Source organism: Brevibacterium sanguinis, from assembly GCF_003315415.1.
GTDB classification, from domain to species: domain Bacteria; phylum Actinomycetota; class Actinomycetes; order Actinomycetales; family Brevibacteriaceae; genus Brevibacterium; species Brevibacterium celere_A.
The window spans coordinates 165,466-186,327 of the sequence record NZ_QNSB01000001.1 but is presented as its reverse complement, the minus strand read 5'-3'; the positions used below and the strand labels follow the sequence as shown (position 1 = coordinate 186,327).

Sequence of the window (20,862 nt, the reverse complement as noted above, 5' to 3'; positions counted from 1 at the left end):
CTGCCGTCCACAGGGGCCGCGACCGGAGTTGCCGCACCGCGGCGGCCACCTCATTCTCGATCTCATGGGAACTGTCGGCATCGTCCACGTCATCGACGCGAACGCCACTGTCCGCACCCGGCTGCTCGATGCCGCCGGCTCCCAACCGGTCCTCGATGTCCTCCGAGCCGTCTTCGGTCCCATGATCACCGCCGCCGACCTCGTGTGCGGCAACCGCCTTCCCCCTTCCGCGACCGTCACCGGCGACGGTCTCGCCGAGACCACCTGGGAGCAATGGCGCTCCCTCAATCCGGTGACCGTGCTCGGGGCCCGCGCACTCGGACGAACCACCGGGACGACGACGGTCGCCGTCGTGGCCGGTCCCGACTCGGGCTTCTCGATCGACATCGACCCGGACCTCCCGCTGCTCAGCCGGGCACCCGTCCCCGGGAGCGTGTGCATCCTCGATCCGTGCCTGTCCCGCCGGGCCACCCGGTGGGTGCTGGACCCTGCCGGTCGGCGGCCGTTCGCCTCGGCGGGCTCGACGATCCTGCTCCCCGATCCCTCCGCCGCGCGCGGCTCCTCCGGAGCCGCGGCACAGGAGGTCGCGCCCGCGGCCGTCGAGGAACCGCGCCCGGTGCGGCCGCCGCAGTGGTGGGCGTTCCTCATCCCGATCGCCATCGGGATCGTCCTCGCCCTGGCGACGGGGATGTGGTGGTTCCTGCTCTTCAGCGCATCGGCACCGCTGTCGGGGTACGTCGCCCATGCGATGGAGAAGCGCCTCTTCAACCGGGACATGGAGCGGTTCGAGGCCGACACCCGCTCAGCGAGGGCCGACGCACTGGACCGGCTCGACGCGGTCATCGCCGTTCACCTGGACGAACTGTGGACGGGAACGGGCCTGTGCCTCGGGTTCGGCTCCGTGATCAGTGCCGTCTCGGTCGCCGCCGAACTGTGCGAGGACGTCACCCATGTCGGCGGACGGTTCGTCATCGACGACGTTCCCGTCCGGATCGATCCGCTGACCACGGCCGTCACGGTCACCGGCGACCACGAGCAGCTGCGACGCATGGCGCTGGCCTGGATGTCGGACCGGAACCGGTCATGGATCCTCTCCCCCGAACTCGCGTCCCTGCCGGAGCTCCAGGGCACCCGGTTCTGCCCGGGGTTCTCCTCGCCCGCTCCAGCTTCCCACTCTCCGCCGGACGCACGGCAGCCGACCGCGGCGACGATCAGCCTCGACACCGCAGGGGCCGGCGGTGAGTCGACACTGCGGCTGACACCCCCGACTGCGGGAGCTTCCGTCTCGCTCGTCCTCGGAGGTCTCGCCCATGTCCGCGTCCGCTCCTCGACACTGGCCGTGGGCCCGGTGCCGGGGAGTGCGCTCATCGGGACTCTCATGCCTCCGGGACGGTTCCTCACTCTCGAACGCCAGGACCGGTCTGTCGACGACGCGGACCCGTTTCCCCGCCACGGACTCGGAGATGTCTACGACGATCGAGCCGAGGCGATCGGAGCGCGATGGACGCGCGAAGATCCGGCACCGGCGCTGATCGGCCGCGGTGCCTCGGGCGCTGTCGGCGTCGATCTGTTCGCCGACGGTCCGCACGCGCTCGTCGCCGGCACCACGGGAAGCGGCAAGTCGATCCTCCTCCAGACCTGGCTGCTGGCGTTGGCGCTCGACCATCCGCCTCAGCGTCTGGCCTTCGTGCTCATCGACTTCAAGGGAGGGGCGACGTTCGCCCCGCTCGCACCCCTTCCGCACACCGACTGCGTCCTCGACGACTTCGACTCGGCGGCGGCGTTCCGCGCCCTCGTCTCCGTGCGGGCCGAGATCACCCGCCGCGAGCGGCTGCTCGCCGTCCACGGACGCGCCGATGTCCGCGATCTCGACGAGCCGCCCCCGCGGCTGGTCGTGGTCATCGACGAGTTCCACGCCCTCATGGCCGCTCATCCGCAGGCCGCGGACCTGCTCGAGCATCTCACGGCCCTCGGCCGGTCGTTGGGAGTGCATCTCATCCTCGCCACGCAGCGGCCACTCGGAGTCGTCACCGGGCACATGAAGGCCAACATCAACATCCGGCTGTGCCTGCGCGTGCGTGACGACGCGGATTCCTTCGACGTGCTCGGGGTCACCGACGCGGCACGTCTTCCCCCTGCCGTCCCGGGGGCGGCCTGCCTCGATTCGGGTGCCTCGATCACTCGGTTCCGAGTGGCGACGCCGACAGCCGCACCCGGCATCGCCGAGGAGGTTCTTCGCCCCCGGCTGCGGCCGTGGAGTCCGCTGGTGGCCGTGGACGGCCCCGGCCCGACGAGAGGTGTCCGGATCGAGAACATCGTCCGTGCTGCCCGACTGCTCGAGGCCGATCCGGGCACGGCGGCACCGCGGAGGCGGATCGTGCTTCCCCCGCTTCCCCGAGTCGACGGCTGGGAGCAGCAGGAGCATCGCGGAGCGCCGATGGTCACCGGCATCGTCGACGTGCCCAGCCGCCAACGCCAGTTCCCGTGGTCGTACGACCCTGCCGTGGACGGTTCCCTCCTCGCCCTCGGAGCCGACGCGCACGTCGTCGCCGAGGCTCTGGCCCGAGCGGCGGCGAGCGCCTCGGCGACGCACCGGATCGTCGCCCTCGGTCGCAGCGCGGACGTCCTCGACTGGGCGGAGATCCGGTGCGGCATCGACGGCGGATGGCGACTGCGGGCGATCCTCGACCATCTCAGGCAGCCCTGCCCGACTCCCACGCTCGTCGTCTGCGGCACGTGGAGAGAACTCGTCGACTCGCTCGATCACCGGACAGCTGCAGAAGCCGAGCAGCTGCTCAGACATGCCTCCGGGCTCGGGCTGTCGTTCCTCCTCGGCGGGTGCCGGCAGTCGCTCGCCTCGACCGGAGGGTTCGCCACCCAGCTGATCTTCCCTCCTCCGGCGGGCTCGGACGGAATGAGCGTCGGACTCTCCCGCCAGCGATTCCTCGGAGAGTGGCCGCGGCACCGTGCGGTGCTCGTCGGTCCCGGCGCCGAGGTGACAGGCCCGGACGGCGCCGACGTGCAGGTGCTCCCCTACTCCGGTCCGCCGGCTGGACGGAAGCCTCTGCACCCCCGCTGGGTGGGATTCGAGGCCATACCCCGCCTCGACTCGACCGCCCACGGCAGGGTGTCGACGTCGGAGCAGGCGACGTCGGAGCAGTCGGCTCCCGTCTGCTTTCCGCTGGGTCGCGACCCCTTCGGCGGGCTCGTCACCTGGGACCCGGTGCGCGACGGTCCCGTGCTCACGGTCCGCGGATCGCCCGGCAGCGGGAAGTCGGCGGTCGTGGGCCTGCTGACCGGGATGTGCGGCGATCGCGCACCCGCCTCGAGCGCCTCGCCGCCGGCGGGTTCGACACTGAGATGCCACGATGACGTCCACCGCGCCACGTCCGCAGAGGGCATCGATCTGCTCGACGGCGCCAGCCATGTCCTCACCCTGCCGCTGCGCTTCCCGCTCGGCTATGGATCACCAGTGGCGAAGGCCGCCGAGCTGGGTCCGATGCTCATCCTCGGGGCGGCAGGCAGGCAGGATCTGAGCAGCCTCGGCCTGACCCGACTCCCACCCCTTGACGGTCGGCCCGGAGTGGGGTGGTTCGTCACCGCCGGCGGCGCGACCGCGGTGCGCACGTTCGCACCCGGACCCGGGGCCGCCCGGAGTCCCGCTCAGTCGATGTCGGCCGGCGGTCCGGAGAGCGTCTCGTAGCGGTAGAGCTCGCGCGCCGTCCCGGCCTCGAGCAGTCGATCGGCAAGTGCCGAGATCACGGGCATCCCGCTGGTCACCTCGATGACGACGTCGGCGTCGACGGAGAGCCGGGCGAGCAGGAGCTCGGCATCGGACAGCGCCGCCGTGAACGCCTCGCTCGCCTCATCGGTCGCATCCTCGCCGGTCTCGTGCATCGAGGCGAGGATGAGCTCGGTCGGCGCCTCCTCCTCCGTCCCCGGACCATGCTTCTCGTCGACGGGCGCGACGACATCCGTCGGAGCCTGGGCTCCGGCTTCACGGGCGTAGGAGACGGCGAAGGCCCGCAGACCGTCGTCCCCGCCGAGCAGCGCCGCCCCATGGGCGCCGGCGGCCTCGGAGAGGAAGGCGGTATTGACCTGGCCCACGGTCAGTGGTGCGACGGCGTCGTCCCTGCTGACCGCCGTGTACCAGGCGAGGAACGCCTTCGTCAGCCTGACCGACCCGGTCGAGACGATCTCGAGGTCCTCGGCCCGTCCCCCGCCGGTCGGCGGCAGCGCACCGGCGGGGACCCGGATCACCCGCGTCGTCGACAGCGGGGTGAAGCCCAGGGCCTGGGCGAAGTCCTCGCCGGGGCTGCCGGCCTGCACCCGGGCCCGCAGGTCGAGACCCTCCAGGGCGGAGCCCACCGTCTCGGCGCACACGGCCTCGAAGAGCTCCCGCCCCAGACCATGGCCCCGCTCCTCGGCCGCGACCTCGACGTGGACCCACGCGCGGCAGGGGTGGATCGGCGATTCGGCGATCGCCGCGGCGCCGACGGGAACCCCCGGAACCACCTCGGCGATGACGGAGCGCAGCAGCGGGGAATCCGAGGACGGACGGAACAGGGACCGTGCCATGTGGGCGGCCGGGGTGTCCGCATCGGGGAACACCTCGCCCAACCGCAGATCGTCGCCATCGGTCAGAGGTCTGATCGGCATCGAGTGCGCTCCTTGAGGGACGGGGACATTGATAATCTGTGCAGATGACTGACTTGAACGATCCTACCGCCGCCGCCGAAGCCGCCGCGACGACCATCAACGCGGCCGCAGGAATCGCGCACCACGACATCGCGCTCGTCCTCGGCTCGGGGTGGGGCGGGGCCGCCGACCTCCTCGGCGAGACGATCAGCGAGATCCCCGCGGCCGAGGTCCCCGGCTTCCACGCCCCCGCCGTCGCCGGGCACGGCGGGACCCTGCGCACCGTCCGCATCACGGCGACCGGCAGGCATGCTCTCGTCCTCGGCTCGCGCACCCACTACTACGAGGGCAGGGGCGTGCGAGCGGTCGCCCACGGGGTCCGCACCGCCGCCGCAGCCGGCTGCTCGAGCCTCGTGCTCACCAACGGCTGCGGCGGACTCAACCGCAACTGGGCGCCCGGAACCCCGGTGCTCATCTCCGACCACATCAACCTCACCGGCACCTCCCCCATCGAGGGCGCGAACTTCGTCGACCTCACCGATCTCTACTCCCCCCGGATGAGGGCGATCGCCAAGGAGATCGACCCCACCCTCGACGAGGGCGTCTACGCCCAGTTCACCGGCCCGCACTACGAGACGCCCGCCGAGGTGCGCATGGCCGGGATCCTCGGCGCCGACCTCGTCGGCATGTCGACGACCCTGGAGGCGATCGCCGCGCGGCAGGCGGGCATGGAGCTCATGGGGATCTCGCTCGTGACGAACCTCGCCGCGGGCATCCAGGAGACCCCGCTCTCCCACGCCGAGGTGATCGAGGCCGGAGTCGCGGCCGGACCGCGCATCTCGCAGCTGCTGGCCGACATCGTCGCGAGGCTCTGAGAGCACAGGCTCCCTCCCGCAGCAGCGACCACCACGACCGACAAGGACGGACATGACCCGAGCAGCAGATCGCTTCAGCGGCGGCTTCGACGCCGGCAGCGTGCGCGACTGGATCGCCGACGATCCCGACCCGGACACGGTCGAGGAGCTCGAGGGGGCGCTGGCCGCGGCGGAGGCCGGACATGGGGCGGCGATCGCCGACCTCGAGGACCGGTTCGCCGGCCCCCTCGTCTTCGGCACCGCGGGACTGCGCGGGCGGATCGGGGCAGGCCCCAACCGGATGAACCGCGCGGTCGTCATCCGCGCCGCCGCCGGGCTCTCCCGGTTCCTGCTCCGCACCGCGGACCCCGGCTTCCGCGTCGTCATCGGCTGCGACGCCCGCCACAAGTCCGCCGAGTTCGCCCGCGACACGGCCGCGGTCGTCACCGCCGCCGGGGGCACGGCCATCCAGCTGCCGGAGCGGCTGCCCACCCCGCTGCTCGCCTTCGCCCTCACCCACCTCTACGCCGACGCCGGCGTCATGGTCACCGCCAGCCACAATCCTCCCCAGGACAACGGCTACAAGGTCTACCTCGGCGAACGTCCGCTGCTCGCCATCGAGCCCGATCCCGCCGCGGCCGCGTGCGGGGCCGGGGCGCAGATCGTCAGCCCCGCCGATGCCCTCATCGCCGAGGAGATCGCCGCCGTCGAATCCGTCGCCTCGGTGCCGCGCGCCGAGTCCGGGTGGGAGCTCCTCGACGACTCGATAGTCGAGACCTATCTGCGTCGGCTCGACGACCTCGGCGTGCGCGCGACCGCCGAGCTGAGCATCGTGGTCACGTCCCTGCACGGCGTCGGAGCCGACGTCACCGAGGCGGCCCTGCAGCGAGCCGGCTTCGCCTCCGTGCACCCGGTGGCCTCCCAGAGGCGGCCCGACCCCGACTTCCCGACCGTGGCGTTCCCCAACCCGGAGGAGGCGGGAGCGCTCGACGAGGCCTGCGAGCTGGCCCGGGAGGTCGGAGCAGAGCTCATCATCGCCAACGACCCCGACGCGGACCGGTTCTCCGCCGCGATCCCCGACGCCTCGGCTCCGGCCGGCTACCGCCAGCTGGCCGGCGACGAGGTGGGGCTCCTCCTCGGCGAGGACATCGCGAACCGGCTCTCCGCCTCCCGCGGGCCCGACGGCTCCCTGGTCTTCGCGAACTCCATCGTGTCCTCGCGGGGACTCGCCGCCGTCGCCCGCAGCCACGGGTTCGCCGCGACCACGACGCTGACCGGCTTCAAGTGGATCTCCCGCGTGCCCGGGCTGGTCTTCGGCTACGAGGAGGCGCTCGGGTACTGCGTGGACCCCGGCGCCGTGCGCGACAAGGACGGGATCTCGGCGGCGATCATGTTCGCCGCCCTCGCCTCGCGGCTGAAGTCCGAGGGCACGACGATCGACGCGGAGCTCACGCGGATCCGCAGCCGCGACGGCTGGTTCGCGACGGCACCGCTGAGCTTCCGCCTCGATGACGTCTCTCTCATCGCGGCGGCGATGACGCGCCTGCGGGACGATCCGCCCACCTCCCTGGCCGGGTCGCCGGTCGTCGAGGTCCGCGATCTGTCGCTCGGACACGAGCACCTGCCCCCGACCGACGGCATGGTCCTGCTCACCGCCGAGGATTCGCGGGTCATCGTCCGCCCCTCGGGCACGGAGCCGAAGCTCAAGTGCTATCTCGAGGTCGTCGTCGGCGCGGACGAGGCGAACACCGCGCGGGAGCGCCTGTCAGCGATCAGCGACGAGCTCAGGGCCCTCTTCGGGCTCTGAGCCGGTGGGGACGCCGCGGAGTTCAGACGGTGAGTTCCGCGAGGATCGCGGCCGACCCGGACAGTCCCAGCCGCGAGGCGCCGGCGGTGATCATCTCCTCGGCGGCCGCTGCGGTGCGGATGCCCCCGGAGGCCTTGACTCCGAGGCGGTCGCCCACCGTCTCACGCATGAGCGAGACCGCGTGGGCACTGGCCCCGCCGGAGGGGTGGAAGCCGGTCGAGGTCTTGACGAAGCCGGCCCCGGCCGCCTCGGCGCGACGGCACACCTCGACGATCCTCTCGTCGGTCAGGGCCGCGGATTCGATGATGACCTTGACGAGTGCGTCCCCGCTGGCCTCGACGACTCCCCGGATGTCGGCTTCGACCGCCTCGTAGTCACCGGAGAGCGCCTGGCCGATGTTGATGACCATGTCCACCTCGGCGGCGCCGTCGGCGACGGCGCGCTTCGCCTCGGCGGCCTTGATCTCCGGCTTGACCTGACCGCTGGGAAAGCCGACGACGGTGGCGACGACGAGCTCGCCCGGATCGGTGATCGGCAGCATCGACGGGGACACGCAGACGGCGAGCACCCCGAGCTCCTTCGCCTCGACGACGAGGGCATCGACGTCCGCACGGGTGGCTTCGGGCTTGAGCAGGGTGTGGTCGATCATCGCGGCGACGTCGGAACGGCTGGTCATCGGGTTTCTCCTTGGGTGTGGTGAACGAAGTGCGGGGCTGTGCCTGCCTCAGGCGATCGTCTCGAGCACGACCGAGCGGGCCGCTGCGGCGGCGGTCGAGTCCGCCGGCTCGACGGTGACGGCGCCGTCGAGGGCCTCGAGGGCCCTGGCGAACCGTTCGGGGGTTCCGGTGTGCAGGGTGAGCAGGGGCTGACCGGCGGTGACGGCGTCTCCCGGTTTGGCGTGGAGCTCGATGCCGGCGACGGCCTGCACGGGGTCCTCCTTCCGCGCCCGCCCGGCGCCCAGCCGCCAGGAGGCGACACCGATCGCCCGGGCGTCGAGCCGGGAGAGGACGCCGGTCTCGGGCGCGGGGACGACCTCGGTGTGCTCGGCCCGCGGCAGGGGCGCATCGGGGTCGCCTCCCTGGGCGCGGATCATCCTCCGCCACACGTCCATCGCCCGCCCGTCGGCCAGGGCCGCGCGGACGTCGACGCCGCCGCGGCCGGCCAGCCGCAGCATCTCCTCGGCGAGAGCCACCGTGAGCTCGACGACGTCGGCGGGTCCGCCGCCGGCGAGGACCTCGAGGGATTCGCGGACTTCGAGGGCGTTGCCCACGGTCAGGCCCAAGGGGGTCGACATGTCCGTGAGCAGCGCCGATGTCCGCACTCCCGCTCGGGCCCCCAGATCGACCATGGTCCGGGCCAGTCTCCTGGCCGCCTCGATGTCCTTCATGAACGCCCCGGACCCGACCTTGACGTCGAGGACGAGGCCGCCCGTGCCCTCGGCGATCTTCTTCGACATGATCGACGAGGCGATGAGCGGGATGCAGTCGACCGTCGCGGTCGTGTCCCGCAGGGCGTAGAGCTTCCTGTCCGCCGGGGCCAGTCCGGACCCGGCGGCGCAGACGACGGCGCCCACGTCCTCGAGCTGGGCGAGGATCCCGGCATTGTCCAGGTCCGCGCGCCAGCCCGGGATCGATTCGAGCTTGTCCAGGGTCCCGCCCGTATGGCCGAGCCCTCGACCCGACAGCTGGGGGACGGCGACGTCGAAGACCGCGACCACGGGGGCCAGCGGCAGGGTGATCTTGTCGCCGACTCCTCCGGTCGAGTGCTTGTCGGAGGTGGGGCGCGAGAGCGAGGAGAAGTCCATCCGCTCCCCCGAGGCGATCATCGCCTGCGTCCAGTCCGCGATCTCCGCCGGTTCCATGTCGTTGAGGAAGATCGCCATCGCCAGCGCCGCCATCTGCTCGTCGGCGACGACGCCGCGGGTGTAGGCGTCGATGACCCACGCGATCTGCGCGGCGCTCAGGCGCTGCCCGTCGCGTTTGGCCGCGATGACGTCGACGGCGTCGAAGGCCTCCACGCTCACTTCTCAGTCCCTCCCGGGGGTCGCCTCGGCGGCGGTGGTCGCGGTCGCGTCGGCGGCGGGGTTGTCAGCCGCCTCGGCGGCGGGGTTGTCAGTGGCCGTCCGAGCGGTGGCCCGGGACTCCGCGTGGTCGCGCAGCTGCTCGGGTCCGAAGGCTTCGGGCAGGACGTCGGTCATGGGCACCCGTCCCGACGGCATGTTGAGGACCAGGTCGGGTGCGGCATGCTCGACGAGCAGCTGCCGGCAGCGCCCGCACGGTGAGAGCGTGCGGCCGTTGCCGTCGATGCAGTCGAAGGCGACGAGGCGACCGCCCCCGGTCATCATCAGCTCGGAGACGAGAGTGCATTCCGCGCACAGGGTCACCCCGTAGGAGGCGTTCTCGATGTTGCAGCCGCGCACGATCCGTCCGTCGTCGACGAGAGCGGCCGCCCCCACGGGGTACGAGGAGTACGGGACGTAAGCGTGGTCGAGGGCCGCGACGGCCTGTTCCCGCAGCAGCGCCCAGACATCCTCGCACAGGTCCTCGGGACTCACTCGCGCCGGTTCGTCGCACCAGCCGGGATCGGGCTCATCACGTGCAGAACTCATGGTCAATCCTCTTCATCGACGTTCGACTATTTCACGTACGGTACGCCTTCCGCGGCCGGTGGGCGAACTCGCCCGACGAAACCGGCGACCGCGAGGACCGTGACGATGTAGGGCAGCATGAGCAGCAGCTCGTTGGCGACCGGGGTGCCGATCGACTGCAGGGTGTTGCCGAGGCTCTTCGAGAAGCCGAAGAGCAGCGCGGCGAGCAGAGCGCCCTTGGGGTTCCATTTGCCGAGGATCATCGCCGCCAGGGCGATGTATCCCTGCCCGGCCGACATCTCCTTGCCGAACGCCAGCCCGGAGCCGACCGTGAAGAACGCCCCGCCGAGGCCGGCGATGGCTCCGGCCATGATCGTGTTGCGCACGCGGGTGAGGTTGACCTTGATGCCGACGGTGTCGGCGGCCTTCGGGTGCTCCCCCACCGCGCGCATCCGCAGCCCCCACTTCGAGCGGAACACGAAGATCTGGAGGGCGATGACCACGACGTACATGATGTAGACGAGGATGTTCTGGTCGAAGAGCACCCGGCCGAGGATCGGGATGTCCGACAGCAGCGGGATGGGCAGGTTCGGCAGCCGCTGCCGGGCGTTCCACAGCTCCGCGTTCTCGGTGAGCACCGTCGAGTAGAGGAAGTTCGTCAGCCCGACGACGAGAACGTTGAGCACGACGCCGATGATGATCTGGTTGACCCAGTACTTGACGGCGAAGAAGGTGAGCACCACCGCGACGAGCGCCCCGGCGATGGGAGCCGCGAGCAGTCCCGCATAGGGGTTCCTCACCACCGAGGCGACGACGGCGGCGAGGAACGCCCCGGCGAGCAGCTGCCCCTCGATCGCGATGTTGATGATGCCCGAGCGCTCCCCGACGAGACCGCACATCGCGCCGAAGATCAGCGGCACGGACAGGGCCAGGGCGCCGGCGAGCAGAGTCGTCATCGGGATGACGCCGCCGCTGCCGCCGCCGGCCCAGGCGAGGAACGAGAGGACGAAGACGACGCCGAAGAGCATCGGGAACCACGAGTCGAGCCTGACCCGCCGCAGCGCGAACCAGATGGAGACCGCGGCCATGGCGACGAGGATGATCGAGAGGACGAGTCCCGCCGCCGTCGAGGACACGACGACGTCGGGGATCGCGAAGAAGTCGCCCTCGGTGGCGATCCGGAACGTCGTCTGGCCATCCCGGCCGATGAGGCCGAAGAACACGAGGGAGACGACCGCGAGGAGCGAGTAGACGATCGGGAACTTCCAGGAGATCGGGCGAAGAGCCGTGGCCTGGCCGGCCGGCTCGGCGAGGGCGTGCGCGCTCATCCTAGGCCTCCTTCCGCTTGAGCACCGGCGTGGGCAGCCGGAAGATCGACCTCACCAGCGGCGGTGCCGCGATGAGCAGGACGATGACGGACTGGACGACGAGGACGATGTCGATGGGCGTGCCCGTCTGCGACTGCATGAGGTAGCCGCCGGCCTTGAAGGCCCCGAAGAGCACTCCGGCGAGGAAGGTGCCCAGCGGCTTCGACCGGCCGAGCAGGGCCACGGTGATCGCGTCGAAGCCGATCGAGCCGCTGATGCCGCCCGTGAGCTTGCCCTCCGTGCCGAGCACCTGGGCCGCGCCCCCGAGTCCGGCCAGCGCTCCCGCGATGACCATGACGAGGATCGTCACCTTCGACACGGAGATGCCGGCGGTCCTCGCCGCATGCGGGTTCGCACCCACGGCCTTGAACTCAAAGCCGATGGTCGACCGCTCGAGCAGCCACCACACGAAGACCGTCGCGAGGATGGCGATGAGGAAGCCGATGTGGAGGCGGAACGGCGGGGGCAGGAGGAGGAACATCTCCGCCGAGGCGTCGATCGTCCGCGACTGCGGGTTCGCCGAGCTCGTGTGGGTGAACCAGCTCTGCTTGAGCAGGTAGCCGAGCAGGTAGCCGGCGATCGAATTGAGCATGATCGTCACGATCACCTCGTTGGCGCCGGTGCGTGCCTTGAGCAGTCCGGCGATCCCCGCCCAGATCGCCCCGCCGATGAGCCCCCCGAGGGCGGCCACGAGCATGTGGACGCCGGCGGGCAGGTGCAGAGCGTAGCCGAGGAAGCCGGCGATCGTCGCGCCGATGATGACCTGGCCCTGACCGCCGATGTTGAACAGGCCCGAGCGGAAGGCCAGCGCGATGCCGAGCCCGGTGAGGATGAGCGGGGTGCCGCTGACCAGGGATTCCGTCAGGGGCCGGATTGCGCGTTCGGTGGTCCGGGCGTTCCAGTCGAAGACGGCGCCGCGGAACAGCGCCGAGTAGGCGTCCCCGATCGTCGAGAAGAGGGTGGAGAGGAAGGCGCCGGGAGCGCTGCCGATCGTCTGTGCCGCGGCGATGACCTCGGCGTCGGAGACGGCGATGAGGATCCCGCCGAGGAGGAGCGCGAGCACGATCGCGAGGACGGAGACGAGCCACGAGCCGGACAGGATCTGCTGGAGCAGGCTCTGCTCGCGGCCGGGCTGCGCCTCGGCGGTCGGTGGGGGTGCCGGCGATGGTGCGGCCGGGGAGATGTCGGTCGTCATTCGTTCTCCTCCGCCGAGGTGGGTGCTGAGTTCTCGTCCGTGCGTGCCGGGTCGGCGCCGGTGGCGGCGAGCGCCTCCTCGGTGGGCACGCCGGCCATCATCAGGCCCAGCGCCTCCCTCGAGGTGTCGGCCGGGACGATGCCGACGATCCGACCCGAGTACATCACCGCGATCCGATCGGCGAGACCGTACACCTCGTCGAGCTCGGTCGAGACGATGATGCATGGGGTGCCGGCGTCGCGTTCGGCGATGATGCGCTTGTGGACGAACTCGATCGAGCCGACGTCGAGGCCGCGGGTCGGCTGGCTGGCGATGAACAGCTGCAGCTCGCGTCCGAGCTCGCGGGAGAGGACGACCTTCTGCTGGTTGCCGCCCGAGAGCGTCGAGATCGGGTCGAAGACGCTGCCGAGGCGGATGTCGAACTCCTCGACCTTGCTCCTCGCCGCCTCGGTGATGACCGCCGACCTGAGGTTGAGGCCCTTCGCGTAGGGGGTCCGGTCGTAGACGTCGAGGATCATGTTCTCGCGGATCGTGAACTCGGCGATGATGCCGTCGGTCGACCGGTCCTCGGGGACGAACCCCACGCCCGCGCCGAGGCGCGACTTCACCGACCGCCCGACGAGGTCGGTGCCGTTGAGGCTGATCGTGCCCAGCCGCGGTTCGGTCAGTCCGATGATCGTCTCGGCGAGCTCGGTCTGGCCGTTGCCCTGGACGCCGGCGATCGCAAGGATCTCGCCTCGGCGGACGTCGAAGCTGACGTCGTCGACGACGACGTTGTCGGCCCTGTCGACGACGGTGAGGTTCTCCACCCGGAACGTCGCCTCCCCCGGATCGGCGGGGTCCTTCTGCGTCGTCAGTGACACGGCCCGGCCGACCATCTGGCTGGCGAGCTCGGCCTCGGTGGAGTCGGGGGTCGCCTCGCCGACGATCTTCCCGCGCCGGATGACCGTGATCGAATCGGCGATCGCCCGGACCTCGCGCAGCTTATGGGTGATGAAGACGATCGAGGTGCCCTGCTCCTTGAGCTGGCGCATGATCGCGATGAGCTCGTCGGTCTCCTGCGGGGTGAGCACGGCGGTGGGCTCGTCGAGGATGAGGATCTCGGCGTCGCGGGAGAGCGCCTTGATGATCTCCACGCGCTGCTGGGCGCCGACCGGCAGGTCCTCGATGAGCGCGTCGGGGTCGATGTCGAAGCCGAACCGGGCGGAGATCTCCTTGACCTTGGCTCGCGCCTCGGCGAGGTCGAGCAGGCCCAGACTCCTCGTCGGCTCATAGCCCAGGGCCACGGACTCGGCGACGGTGAACACCGGCACGAGCATGAAGTGCTGGTGGACCATTCCGATGCCCGCGGCCACCGCGTCACCGGGACCCGCGAACGCCACGGGCTTGCCGTCGATGAGGATCTCTCCCCCGTCGGGCTCGTAGAGTCCGTAGAGGACGTTCATCATGGTGGACTTGCCGGCGCCGTTCTCACCCAGCAGGGCGTGGATCTCGCCGGGTTCGATGACGAGGTCGATGTGGTCGTTGGCCACGAACGATCCGAACACCTTGGTCATTGACCGAAGCTCGAGTTTCACAGCTCGACGTGCTCCTCACACAATTGAGAGCTGCAGGGTCGAAGGGGCTTCGACCCTGCAGCTCGGATCTCCTCGCCTACTTCGGCGAGTTCTCGGACTCCACGGTCAGAGTCCCGTCGATGATCTGCTGCTTGAGCTCGTCGACCTTCTTCTTCACGTCCTCGGGGACGTCGTCCTCGAAGTCGTGGAACGGGGCCAGGCCGACGCCCTCGTTCTCGAGGGTTCCGACGTAGGGCTCGGCGGAGAACTTGTCCTCGACCGCTTCGCCCACTGTGTCCTCGACGGCGTTGGCGATCTGCTTGACCACCGAGGTGAGGATGATGTCACCGTACTCGGTCGACTCGTAGCCGTCGGTGTCGACCCAGACGATCTTCGTCTTGCCCGATTCCTTCGCGGCGGCCGCCGCACCCAGTCCCACGGGACCGGCGACGGGCATGACGACGTCCGCACCCTGCGAGATGAGCTGCTTGGTCAGCTCCTGCCCCTGCCCCTGGTTCTCGAAATCGCCGGAGAACGACCCGTCCTGCTTCTCCTTGTCCCACCCGAGGAGTTCGACGTTCTTGCCGTTGTCCTCGTTGAACTTCTTCACGCCGTCGGCGAATCCGTCCATGAACACGGTCACCGACGGGATCTGGATGCCGCCGAAGGTGCCGACCTTCCCGGACTCCGACATCGCCGCGGCGACGTACCCGGCGAGGTAGGCGGCCTCGGCGGTGTTGAAGACGAGGGGCTTGGCGTTCTCGAGGGTGACGGGCTTGCCGTCGGCGTCGGAGAACGTCGAGTCGATGAGGGCGAAGCTGAGGTCGGGGTTCGCCTCGGCGGCCTCCTGGATCGCGTCCTCGAGGAGGAAGCCGACGCCGAAGGTGAGGTTGCAGCCCTGCTGGACCATGTTGTCGACGTTGGGCGTGTAGTCGGCGTCTCCCTGGGATTCGGCGAGCTTCTCCTGGATGCCGAAGTTCTCCACCGCCGCCTGCAGACCCGCGCGTCCGGACTGGTTGAATGACTGGTCGTCCCAACCGCCCTGGTCGGAGACCATGCAGGCGAGGAAGTCCTCGCCGCCGGCGGAGCTGTCGCCTTCACCCGATCCGCAGGCGGAGAGGACGAGGGCGGATGCGGCCATGATGGAGACCGCGGATGCGAGCTTTTTCACGTTGACTCTTCTCTCACTACGTCATGATGTCGGACGAGCCCCTCGGACTCCCCCACTCAAAAATCCGAAACCGCTGAATGAACGCTCATTCTTCGGTGAGTTACCGGTCAGTGTAGTGCACGGTCGAGCGACGGGCGGGGGTACCGGCAGCCGCTCTCGGGACACCGATATGAAACCGCAACAAAACCCCTCGGGCTCGGCGCAAGGGGCCGGAGCCGACGGCCCGGGCGGGCGGCGGCCGGCCAGGTCCGAGGCGGAGATCGCGGATGTGGCGTGCTCTATCCTTGATGAGGTTATGGCACATCTTCTGGGGGCCGAAGCCCTGCACCTCGAGTATCCCACCCGCGTCGTCTTCGACTCCGTCACCCTCGGCGTCGACACCGGGGACATGATCGGCATCGTCGGCCGCAACGGCGACGGGAAGTCGAGCCTGCTCGGCATGCTGGCCGGGGTCATCGAACCGGATTCGGGGCGGGTGACCTATCGCGGCGGGATGCGCCTGGGCATGCTCACCCAGAGCGACGACCTCGACCCCGAGTCGACGGTCGGCGCCGCCGTCGTCGGGGACATGGCCGAGCACGAATGGGCCTCGGACGCGAAGACCCGTGACATCATCTCGGGCCTCATCTCCGACCTCGACTGGCAGGCGACGATCGGCAGCCTCTCGGGCGGTCAGCGCCGCCGGGTGGCGCTCGCGGCCCTCCTCGTCGGCGACTGGGACCTCATCGTCCTCGACGAGCCGACGAACCACCTCGACGTCGACGGCATCGCCTGGCTGGCCCGCCACATGAAGAACCGGTGGCCGCGGAACTCCGGCGCCCTCCTGCTGGTCACCCATGACCGGTGGTTCCTCGACGAGGTGTGCACGAAGACGTGGGAGGTCCACGACCGGATCGTCGAGCCCTTCGAGGGCGGGTACGCCGCCTATGTCCTCCAGCGCGTCGAACGCGACCGGATCGCGGCGGCGACGGAGTCGAAGCGGCAGAACCTCATGCGCAAGGAGCTCGCGTGGCTGCGCCGCGGCGCACCGGCCCGGACGAGCAAGCCGAAGTTCCGCATCGAGGCGGCGAATCAGCTCATCGCCGACGTCCCCGAGGTGCGCAATCCGATCGAGCTGAAGAAGATGGCCACGGCGCGGCTGGGCAAGGACGTCGTCGACCTCCTCGACGTGTCCGTCAGCCTCGGCGGTCGGCGGATCCTCGAGGACGTCACGTGGCGGATCGGGCCGGGCGAGCGCACTGGGATCCTCGGTCCCAACGGAGCGGGGAAGTCGACCCTGCTCAACCTGGTCGCCGGTGAGCTGGAGCCGACCGCGGGGCGGGTCAAGCGCGGCAAGACAGTGCAGATCGGGGTCCTCGACCAGCAGTTCCGGGAACTCGCCGAGATCGGCGGACGGCGGGTGCGCGAAGTGCTCGCCGAGGCGAAGACGTCGTTCACGATCGAGGGCAGGGATCTCACCCCGGCCCAGCTGCTCGAGCGCCTGGGATTCGCTCGTGAGCACCTGTCCGCCCGCGTCGACGACCTCTCCGGTGGCCAGAAGCGCCGCCTGCAGCTGCTCCTCCTGCTCATGTCCGAGCCGAATGTCATCATCCTCGACGAGCCGACGAACGACGTCGACTCCGACATGCTCGCCGCGATGGAGGACCTTCTCGACTCGTGGCCGGGCACCCTGCTCGTCGTCTCCCACGACCGGTACCTGCTCGAGAGGGTCACCGACCAGCAGTATGCGATCCTCGACGGCCGGTTGCGGCACGTGCCCGGAGGAGTCGACGAGTACCTGCGGCTGCGCGAGGCGGGGGCGGGCAATGCGGCGGCCTCCGGTGCGGGCTCCGGTGCCGGTGCGGGGTCGGGCTCCGGTGCGGACTCGGGCTCAGGCGGCGCGCCGGAGAGCGCACTGTCGGGCGCGGAGCTGCGGGCGGCGAAGAAGGAGGTCTCCGCGGCCGAGCGTCGGATGGAGAAGCTGAGCGCCCAGATCGAGGCGCTCCACGGGCAGATGGCTGAGCACGATCAGTCCGACTTCGCGGGTCTCGCGCAGCTGACCGCCTCGGTGCGGGCGCTCGAGGACGAAGTCGCCGAACTCGAGGAGCGGTGGCTCGAGCTCACCGAGGCCCTGGAGTCCTGATGAGCGACGGACCAGGATCCTGATGGCCGAACCGCAGCGGTACCGTCAGCTCCTCGCCGAGGCGGAGGCAGAGACCCGCGCGCTCATCGCCGCCCTCGGCGCCGACATCAGCAATCTCACCGCCGCCCGGCAAGGCGACAACAGCGACGATGAGCACGATCCCGAGGGCGCCACGCTCGCCTTCGAGCGCTCCCAGGCGGACTCGGTGCTGCGGGAGTCCCGCGAGCGCCTGAGTGCCATCGCCGAGGCGCAGTCCCGGATCGAGGCAGGCACCTTCGGCATCTGCACCGAGTGCGGCTCTCCCATCCCCGAGGTCCGCCTCGAGGCCCGCCCCTACGCGGCCAGGTGCGTGCCCTGCGCGAGCTGAGGGTCAGCCGGCGGCCCAGGGCGAGCGGAAATCGGGGCTCAGCGTCGACAGCTCCCCGACGAGAGCGGTGATCTCGGCCGCGAGGGTCGGGCACCCGGTTCGATGATCACTGGCTCTCGAGCGACACCTGCGCCTCGAGCCAGGCCGTCCACAGTTCGTCGAGGTCGAGGATCTCCTCGGCGACGATGAACGGCATCTCCTCGTCCGTGCGCCGCGTTCGCCCGCGCACCACCAACCGCGCGCCTCCATCGAGAGCCGTCTCGTCGCCCCGACCGACGTCGATGACGATGTCGATGATGGCGGTGCCGTCGTCGAGGCCGACCGCCTCGGCGCCCTCGTCGAGGTCGGCCGGGACGAGGTCCGGCGCCTCCCGGGAGCCGGCGACGAGCACCTGGGCGCCCGGGCGCAGAGCTCGTGCCGCCTCCGCCGAGGTGACGCCGAGCCGATCGAGCATCGGCCGGTAGGCGTCGATGACGTGCTCATCGGGGTCGTCTGCAGTCTCGTGGTGGGACGCCGGAGGGGACGGCCGCTCTGTCGCCTTCGCACCGGATGAGGGTGCCGGTGAGCCCGAATCCGCCTCGGGAATCGACGCACGGCCCGGGTGGGGAATCGTCGGCCGGCTCGGATCGGGCAGCACCGCCTCGGTGAGGAGCGCCTCGTCGAGGAGACTATCCTGGGCGGCGCTCCGGCGAGCGCGCGCGGTGAGCTGGCGGACGAAGGCGATGATGTCGGCCCGGCATCCGTCGTCGGCGACGAGACCGTCGAACGCACCGGCGACGGCCAGGGCCGTCATCGAGGCGCGAGACACCGGCGAGCGCTCGGCGACCTCGGTGATCGAGGCGAAGGGTCGGCCCTCGACGATGCCGGAGACCTCGGCGCCGCTGAGCCTCGGGACGGTCCACAGCGGCGGGCGGATGCCCTTGACCTCCCGGCCGATCCTCTCGACGCGGTGCTCGCGTCCGGAGGCGTTGATGTCGACCGGCAGCAGCGGGACGCCGATGCGATGGGCCTCGACCAGCAGGGCGTTTCGCGACCATGACCCTGGATTGTGCTCGAGGACCCCGGCGAGGAACTCGACCGGGAAGTGAGCCTTGAGCCACGCGCTCGGATAGCAGGGAGTCGGATGGTCGAGGACCGGGAGCTCGCCGACCGGGAGGTCCGGCACCGGGTGTTCAGCGGCCGGCCGGACACGGGCCACGGATCCCCTGGGCGGGGAGTCGAAGCAGCCGACGGTGCGCCCGGATCCGATGAGCTCCCCAGTGACCTCGTCATCGGCGGGAAGGGCGTCGAGGTCGATGAGGCCGGCCTCCGACACACAGACCGAACCGGGCGGCAGACCGCCCTCGCGGCATGCCGCCCGACCGTTGACGCGGGCGATCTCGGCGACGATGAAGGACAGTGCCCGCTCCGCGCACGTCCCGCTGCCGTCGTCCTCGCCGCTGCCGTCGATGCCTTCGCCGCCGAGGTCGCCGCGGCTGCTGTCGTTGCCGCTCTCGTTGGAATCCTCGCTGAGGCCCAGGCCGGGAATGAGCGGCTGCTGCCACTCCGCCATGATCGACCCCCAGCCCACATTCGAATGCACGTTCGATACTCCAGTCTAGGCCGCCGTCGCGATGCGATCAATGAGGCAGTCACACGGGTGCGTGACTCTGAGCATGATCTGGACAGAACCTGAGAACGTTATGAAATCTTGACAATCAGGGGCCGGCGGCACTCACCTCGGCGCGAGTCAGCGGTGGAATTCTCACCAGGTGCATTGCCGCGAAGGAGCGCCGCTCGGGCCGCCGGGGGACTCAGTGAAGGCACAGAAACGCGGTCGACACGTTGCTAGCCTTGTCGGATGCCGACTCGTGATCACCGCATCGATCGCGCGAAAGGCATCCTCATCTTCACAGTCGTGCTCGGTCACCTGCTGGCGCGCACTTCCCCCTGGGAATCGGATGCTCTTCGCGCGCCGATGACTCTCATCTACGCATTCCACATGCCGGCCTTCGTGTTCCTCGCGGGGATCACGGCGAAGTCGAACCGGCTGGCCGAGCGCGTCCTCACCTTCCTCGTCCTCCTCCTCACCGCGCTTCCGCTCATGTGGGGGTGGCTGTGGGTCTTCGGGCTCGACCCCGACTACGACCTCCTCACTCCCTACTGGTTCACCTGGTTCCTGCTGTCGATGGCGTGGTGGATGCTCAGTGTGCCGTTCATCGAGCGGTTCCCCCGGGCCACCCTCACCGCCTCGCTCATCGCCGGTCTGTGCGGCGGGGTCCTGCCCCTCATCGACTATGAGCTCTCGGCCGTGCGCACGCTGGTCTTCTGGCCGTTCTTCGTCATCGGCAGACTCTACGGGCACGCGATCGTCGATTGGGTCGGCAACTTGCGGCTGTGGCAGAAGCTCGGTCTCAGCGCGACCGCCCTGGCAGTCGTCACGATGCTCTACCTCCGTGACGTCTCCGCGTCCTGGTTCTACGGCGGAGCCCGCTTCGAGTCGCTCGACGTCGGCATCGCCGAGGGCATCGGGACGCGGCTCATCCTGTCGGCCGCGGCGATGCTCATGACCCTTGCGCTGCTGTCCTGGATGACGAATCGCAGCGGGATCATGGCCACCATCGGAGCCCGCAGCCTCGCGGTCTACATCGGGCATGGGTTCGTCGTGCGGGCGCTGCAGCCGATCCTCGATGACAGCCGCGACCACCTCGGCGCCGTCATGATCGTCGTCGTCTGCCTCGCACTGTCCGTCGTCACCACTCTCCTGCTCTCGTGGGAACCGATCGACCGCGTCATCCGGAGATACGCGGGGGCGGTGACGCAGGTCCTGCTCCGGCCGTTCCCTGTCCTCCGCAGCGAACCCGGACGCCATTCGGCTCGCAGCACGCCGCCGACCGGGCCGGCAGCGGCGGAGACGAGTCGGGGCCGCGCCGTTTCCGAGGGGCGCCCGCCCGAGGAACAATCGTCCGAGGTGCGCCTGCCCGAGGAACAGCCGTCCGAAGGGCACCCGAGGAGGTGACCGCCGGTCTGCGCAACCGCTTCAGTCGAGGTGCGGAGGCGAGCACGGCCGAGAGCTGACCATCGGCGCGTGCGAGCGGACTCCTCGGACCGGCCGGCACCGAGGTGTGCGTCGAGATCGTCATCGAACCACCTCGGCCGGGCGTTTATGTCATTCTCGGCACATTCCCCGTCGCGGACGTGCTTACATTCTCGGGCCAG

The 20,862-nt window shown here is 70.1% G+C and carries 15 protein-coding genes; 6 read left to right on the top strand and 9 right to left on the bottom strand.

Annotated elements, in window-relative coordinates:
• Window positions 1-64 precede the first annotated feature (64 nt).
• Window positions 65-3,703, top strand: coding sequence for an FtsK/SpoIIIE domain-containing protein (locus tag DFO65_RS00810; RefSeq protein ID WP_220151217.1), 3,639 nt, complete (start codon window positions 65-67; stop codon window positions 3,701-3,703).
• Here DFO65_RS00810 and DFO65_RS00805 read toward each other — a convergent pair.
• Complete coding sequence (locus tag DFO65_RS00805; protein ID WP_113902517.1) at window positions 3,664-4,659, bottom strand: GNAT family N-acetyltransferase; 996 nt, start codon at window positions 4,657-4,659, stop codon at window positions 3,664-3,666. The two genes, DFO65_RS00810 and DFO65_RS00805, sit on opposite strands and share 40 nt — an antisense overlap.
• Window positions 4,660-4,703: 44 nt before the next feature.
• Here DFO65_RS00805 and DFO65_RS00800 point away from each other — a divergent pair, with 44 nt between their 5' ends.
• Together DFO65_RS00800 and DFO65_RS00795 are read left to right on the top strand one after the other, a co-directional pair.
• Window positions 4,704-5,513 (top strand): purine-nucleoside phosphorylase, encoded by an 810-nt coding sequence (locus tag DFO65_RS00800; RefSeq protein ID WP_113902848.1) that lies wholly within the window; start codon window positions 4,704-4,706, stop codon window positions 5,511-5,513.
• Window positions 5,514-5,565: 52 nt separating this feature from the next.
• On the top strand, window positions 5,566-7,299 hold the full coding sequence (locus tag DFO65_RS00795; RefSeq protein ID WP_113902516.1) for a phospho-sugar mutase: 1,734 nt from the start codon (window positions 5,566-5,568) through the stop codon (window positions 7,297-7,299).
• 22 nt (window positions 7,300-7,321) lie between these two features.
• Here the strand turns inward: DFO65_RS00795 and deoC are convergent, their stop codons facing one another.
• The 7 genes from deoC to DFO65_RS00755 all read right to left on the bottom strand — a co-directional run bounded on the left by deoC (window position 7,322) and on the right by DFO65_RS00755 (window position 15,175).
• Window positions 7,322-7,975, bottom strand: coding sequence for a deoxyribose-phosphate aldolase (gene deoC, locus DFO65_RS00790; protein WP_113902515.1), 654 nt, complete (start codon window positions 7,973-7,975; stop codon window positions 7,322-7,324).
• A gap of 48 nt (window positions 7,976-8,023) precedes the next feature.
• Complete coding sequence (locus DFO65_RS00785; protein WP_113902514.1) at window positions 8,024-9,322, bottom strand: thymidine phosphorylase; 1,299 nt, start codon at window positions 9,320-9,322, stop codon at window positions 8,024-8,026.
• Window positions 9,323-9,325: 3 nt separating this feature from the next.
• The gene (locus DFO65_RS00775) at window positions 9,326-9,907 is read right to left on the bottom strand and encodes a cytidine deaminase (RefSeq protein ID WP_147233192.1); all 582 of its coding nucleotides are present in this window, start codon (window positions 9,905-9,907) and stop codon (window positions 9,326-9,328) included.
• A 26-nt stretch (window positions 9,908-9,933) separates the two neighbouring features.
• Entirely contained in the window at window positions 9,934-11,214 is a 1,281-nt protein-coding gene (locus tag DFO65_RS00770) for an ABC transporter permease (RefSeq protein WP_113902513.1), read from the bottom strand.
• A gap of 1 nt (window position 11,215) precedes the next feature.
• Window positions 11,216-12,448: an ABC transporter permease gene (locus DFO65_RS00765; protein ID WP_113902512.1), complete on the bottom strand. Its 1,233-nt coding sequence runs from the start codon at window positions 12,446-12,448 to the stop codon at window positions 11,216-11,218.
• Complete coding sequence (locus DFO65_RS00760) at window positions 12,445-14,025, bottom strand: ABC transporter ATP-binding protein (protein WP_113902511.1); 1,581 nt, start codon at window positions 14,023-14,025, stop codon at window positions 12,445-12,447. Before DFO65_RS00760 ends, DFO65_RS00765 begins: the two co-directional genes overlap by 4 nt.
• 76 nt (window positions 14,026-14,101) lie before the next feature.
• Complete coding sequence (locus tag DFO65_RS00755; RefSeq protein ID WP_245940403.1) at window positions 14,102-15,175, bottom strand: BMP family lipoprotein; 1,074 nt, start codon at window positions 15,173-15,175, stop codon at window positions 14,102-14,104.
• A 295-nt stretch (window positions 15,176-15,470) separates the two neighbouring features.
• On the opposite strand from DFO65_RS00755, the gene DFO65_RS00750 reads away from it, so the two are divergent.
• Both DFO65_RS00750 and DFO65_RS00745 read left to right on the top strand, forming a co-directional pair.
• Window positions 15,471-17,297 carry an ABC-F family ATP-binding cassette domain-containing protein gene (locus DFO65_RS00750; protein WP_113902509.1) on the top strand — a complete coding sequence of 609 codons (1,827 nt, stop codon included), beginning with the start codon at window positions 15,471-15,473 and terminating at the stop codon, window positions 17,295-17,297.
• Between the two features lie 22 nt (window positions 17,298-17,319).
• Entirely contained in the window at window positions 17,320-17,664 is a 345-nt protein-coding gene (locus DFO65_RS00745) for a TraR/DksA family transcriptional regulator (RefSeq protein ID WP_113902508.1), read from the top strand.
• 106 nt (window positions 17,665-17,770) lie between these two features.
• On the opposite strand, the gene DFO65_RS00740 is transcribed toward DFO65_RS00745, so the two are convergent.
• Window positions 17,771-19,246: a helix-hairpin-helix domain-containing protein gene (locus tag DFO65_RS00740; RefSeq protein WP_147233189.1), complete on the bottom strand. Its 1,476-nt coding sequence runs from the start codon at window positions 19,244-19,246 to the stop codon at window positions 17,771-17,773.
• Between the two features lie 258 nt (window positions 19,247-19,504).
• Between DFO65_RS00740 and DFO65_RS00735 the strand changes: the two genes are divergently transcribed.
• Complete coding sequence (locus tag DFO65_RS00735) at window positions 19,505-20,662, top strand: acyltransferase family protein (protein ID WP_113902506.1); 1,158 nt, start codon at window positions 19,505-19,507, stop codon at window positions 20,660-20,662.
• Window positions 20,663-20,862 lie beyond the last annotated feature (200 nt).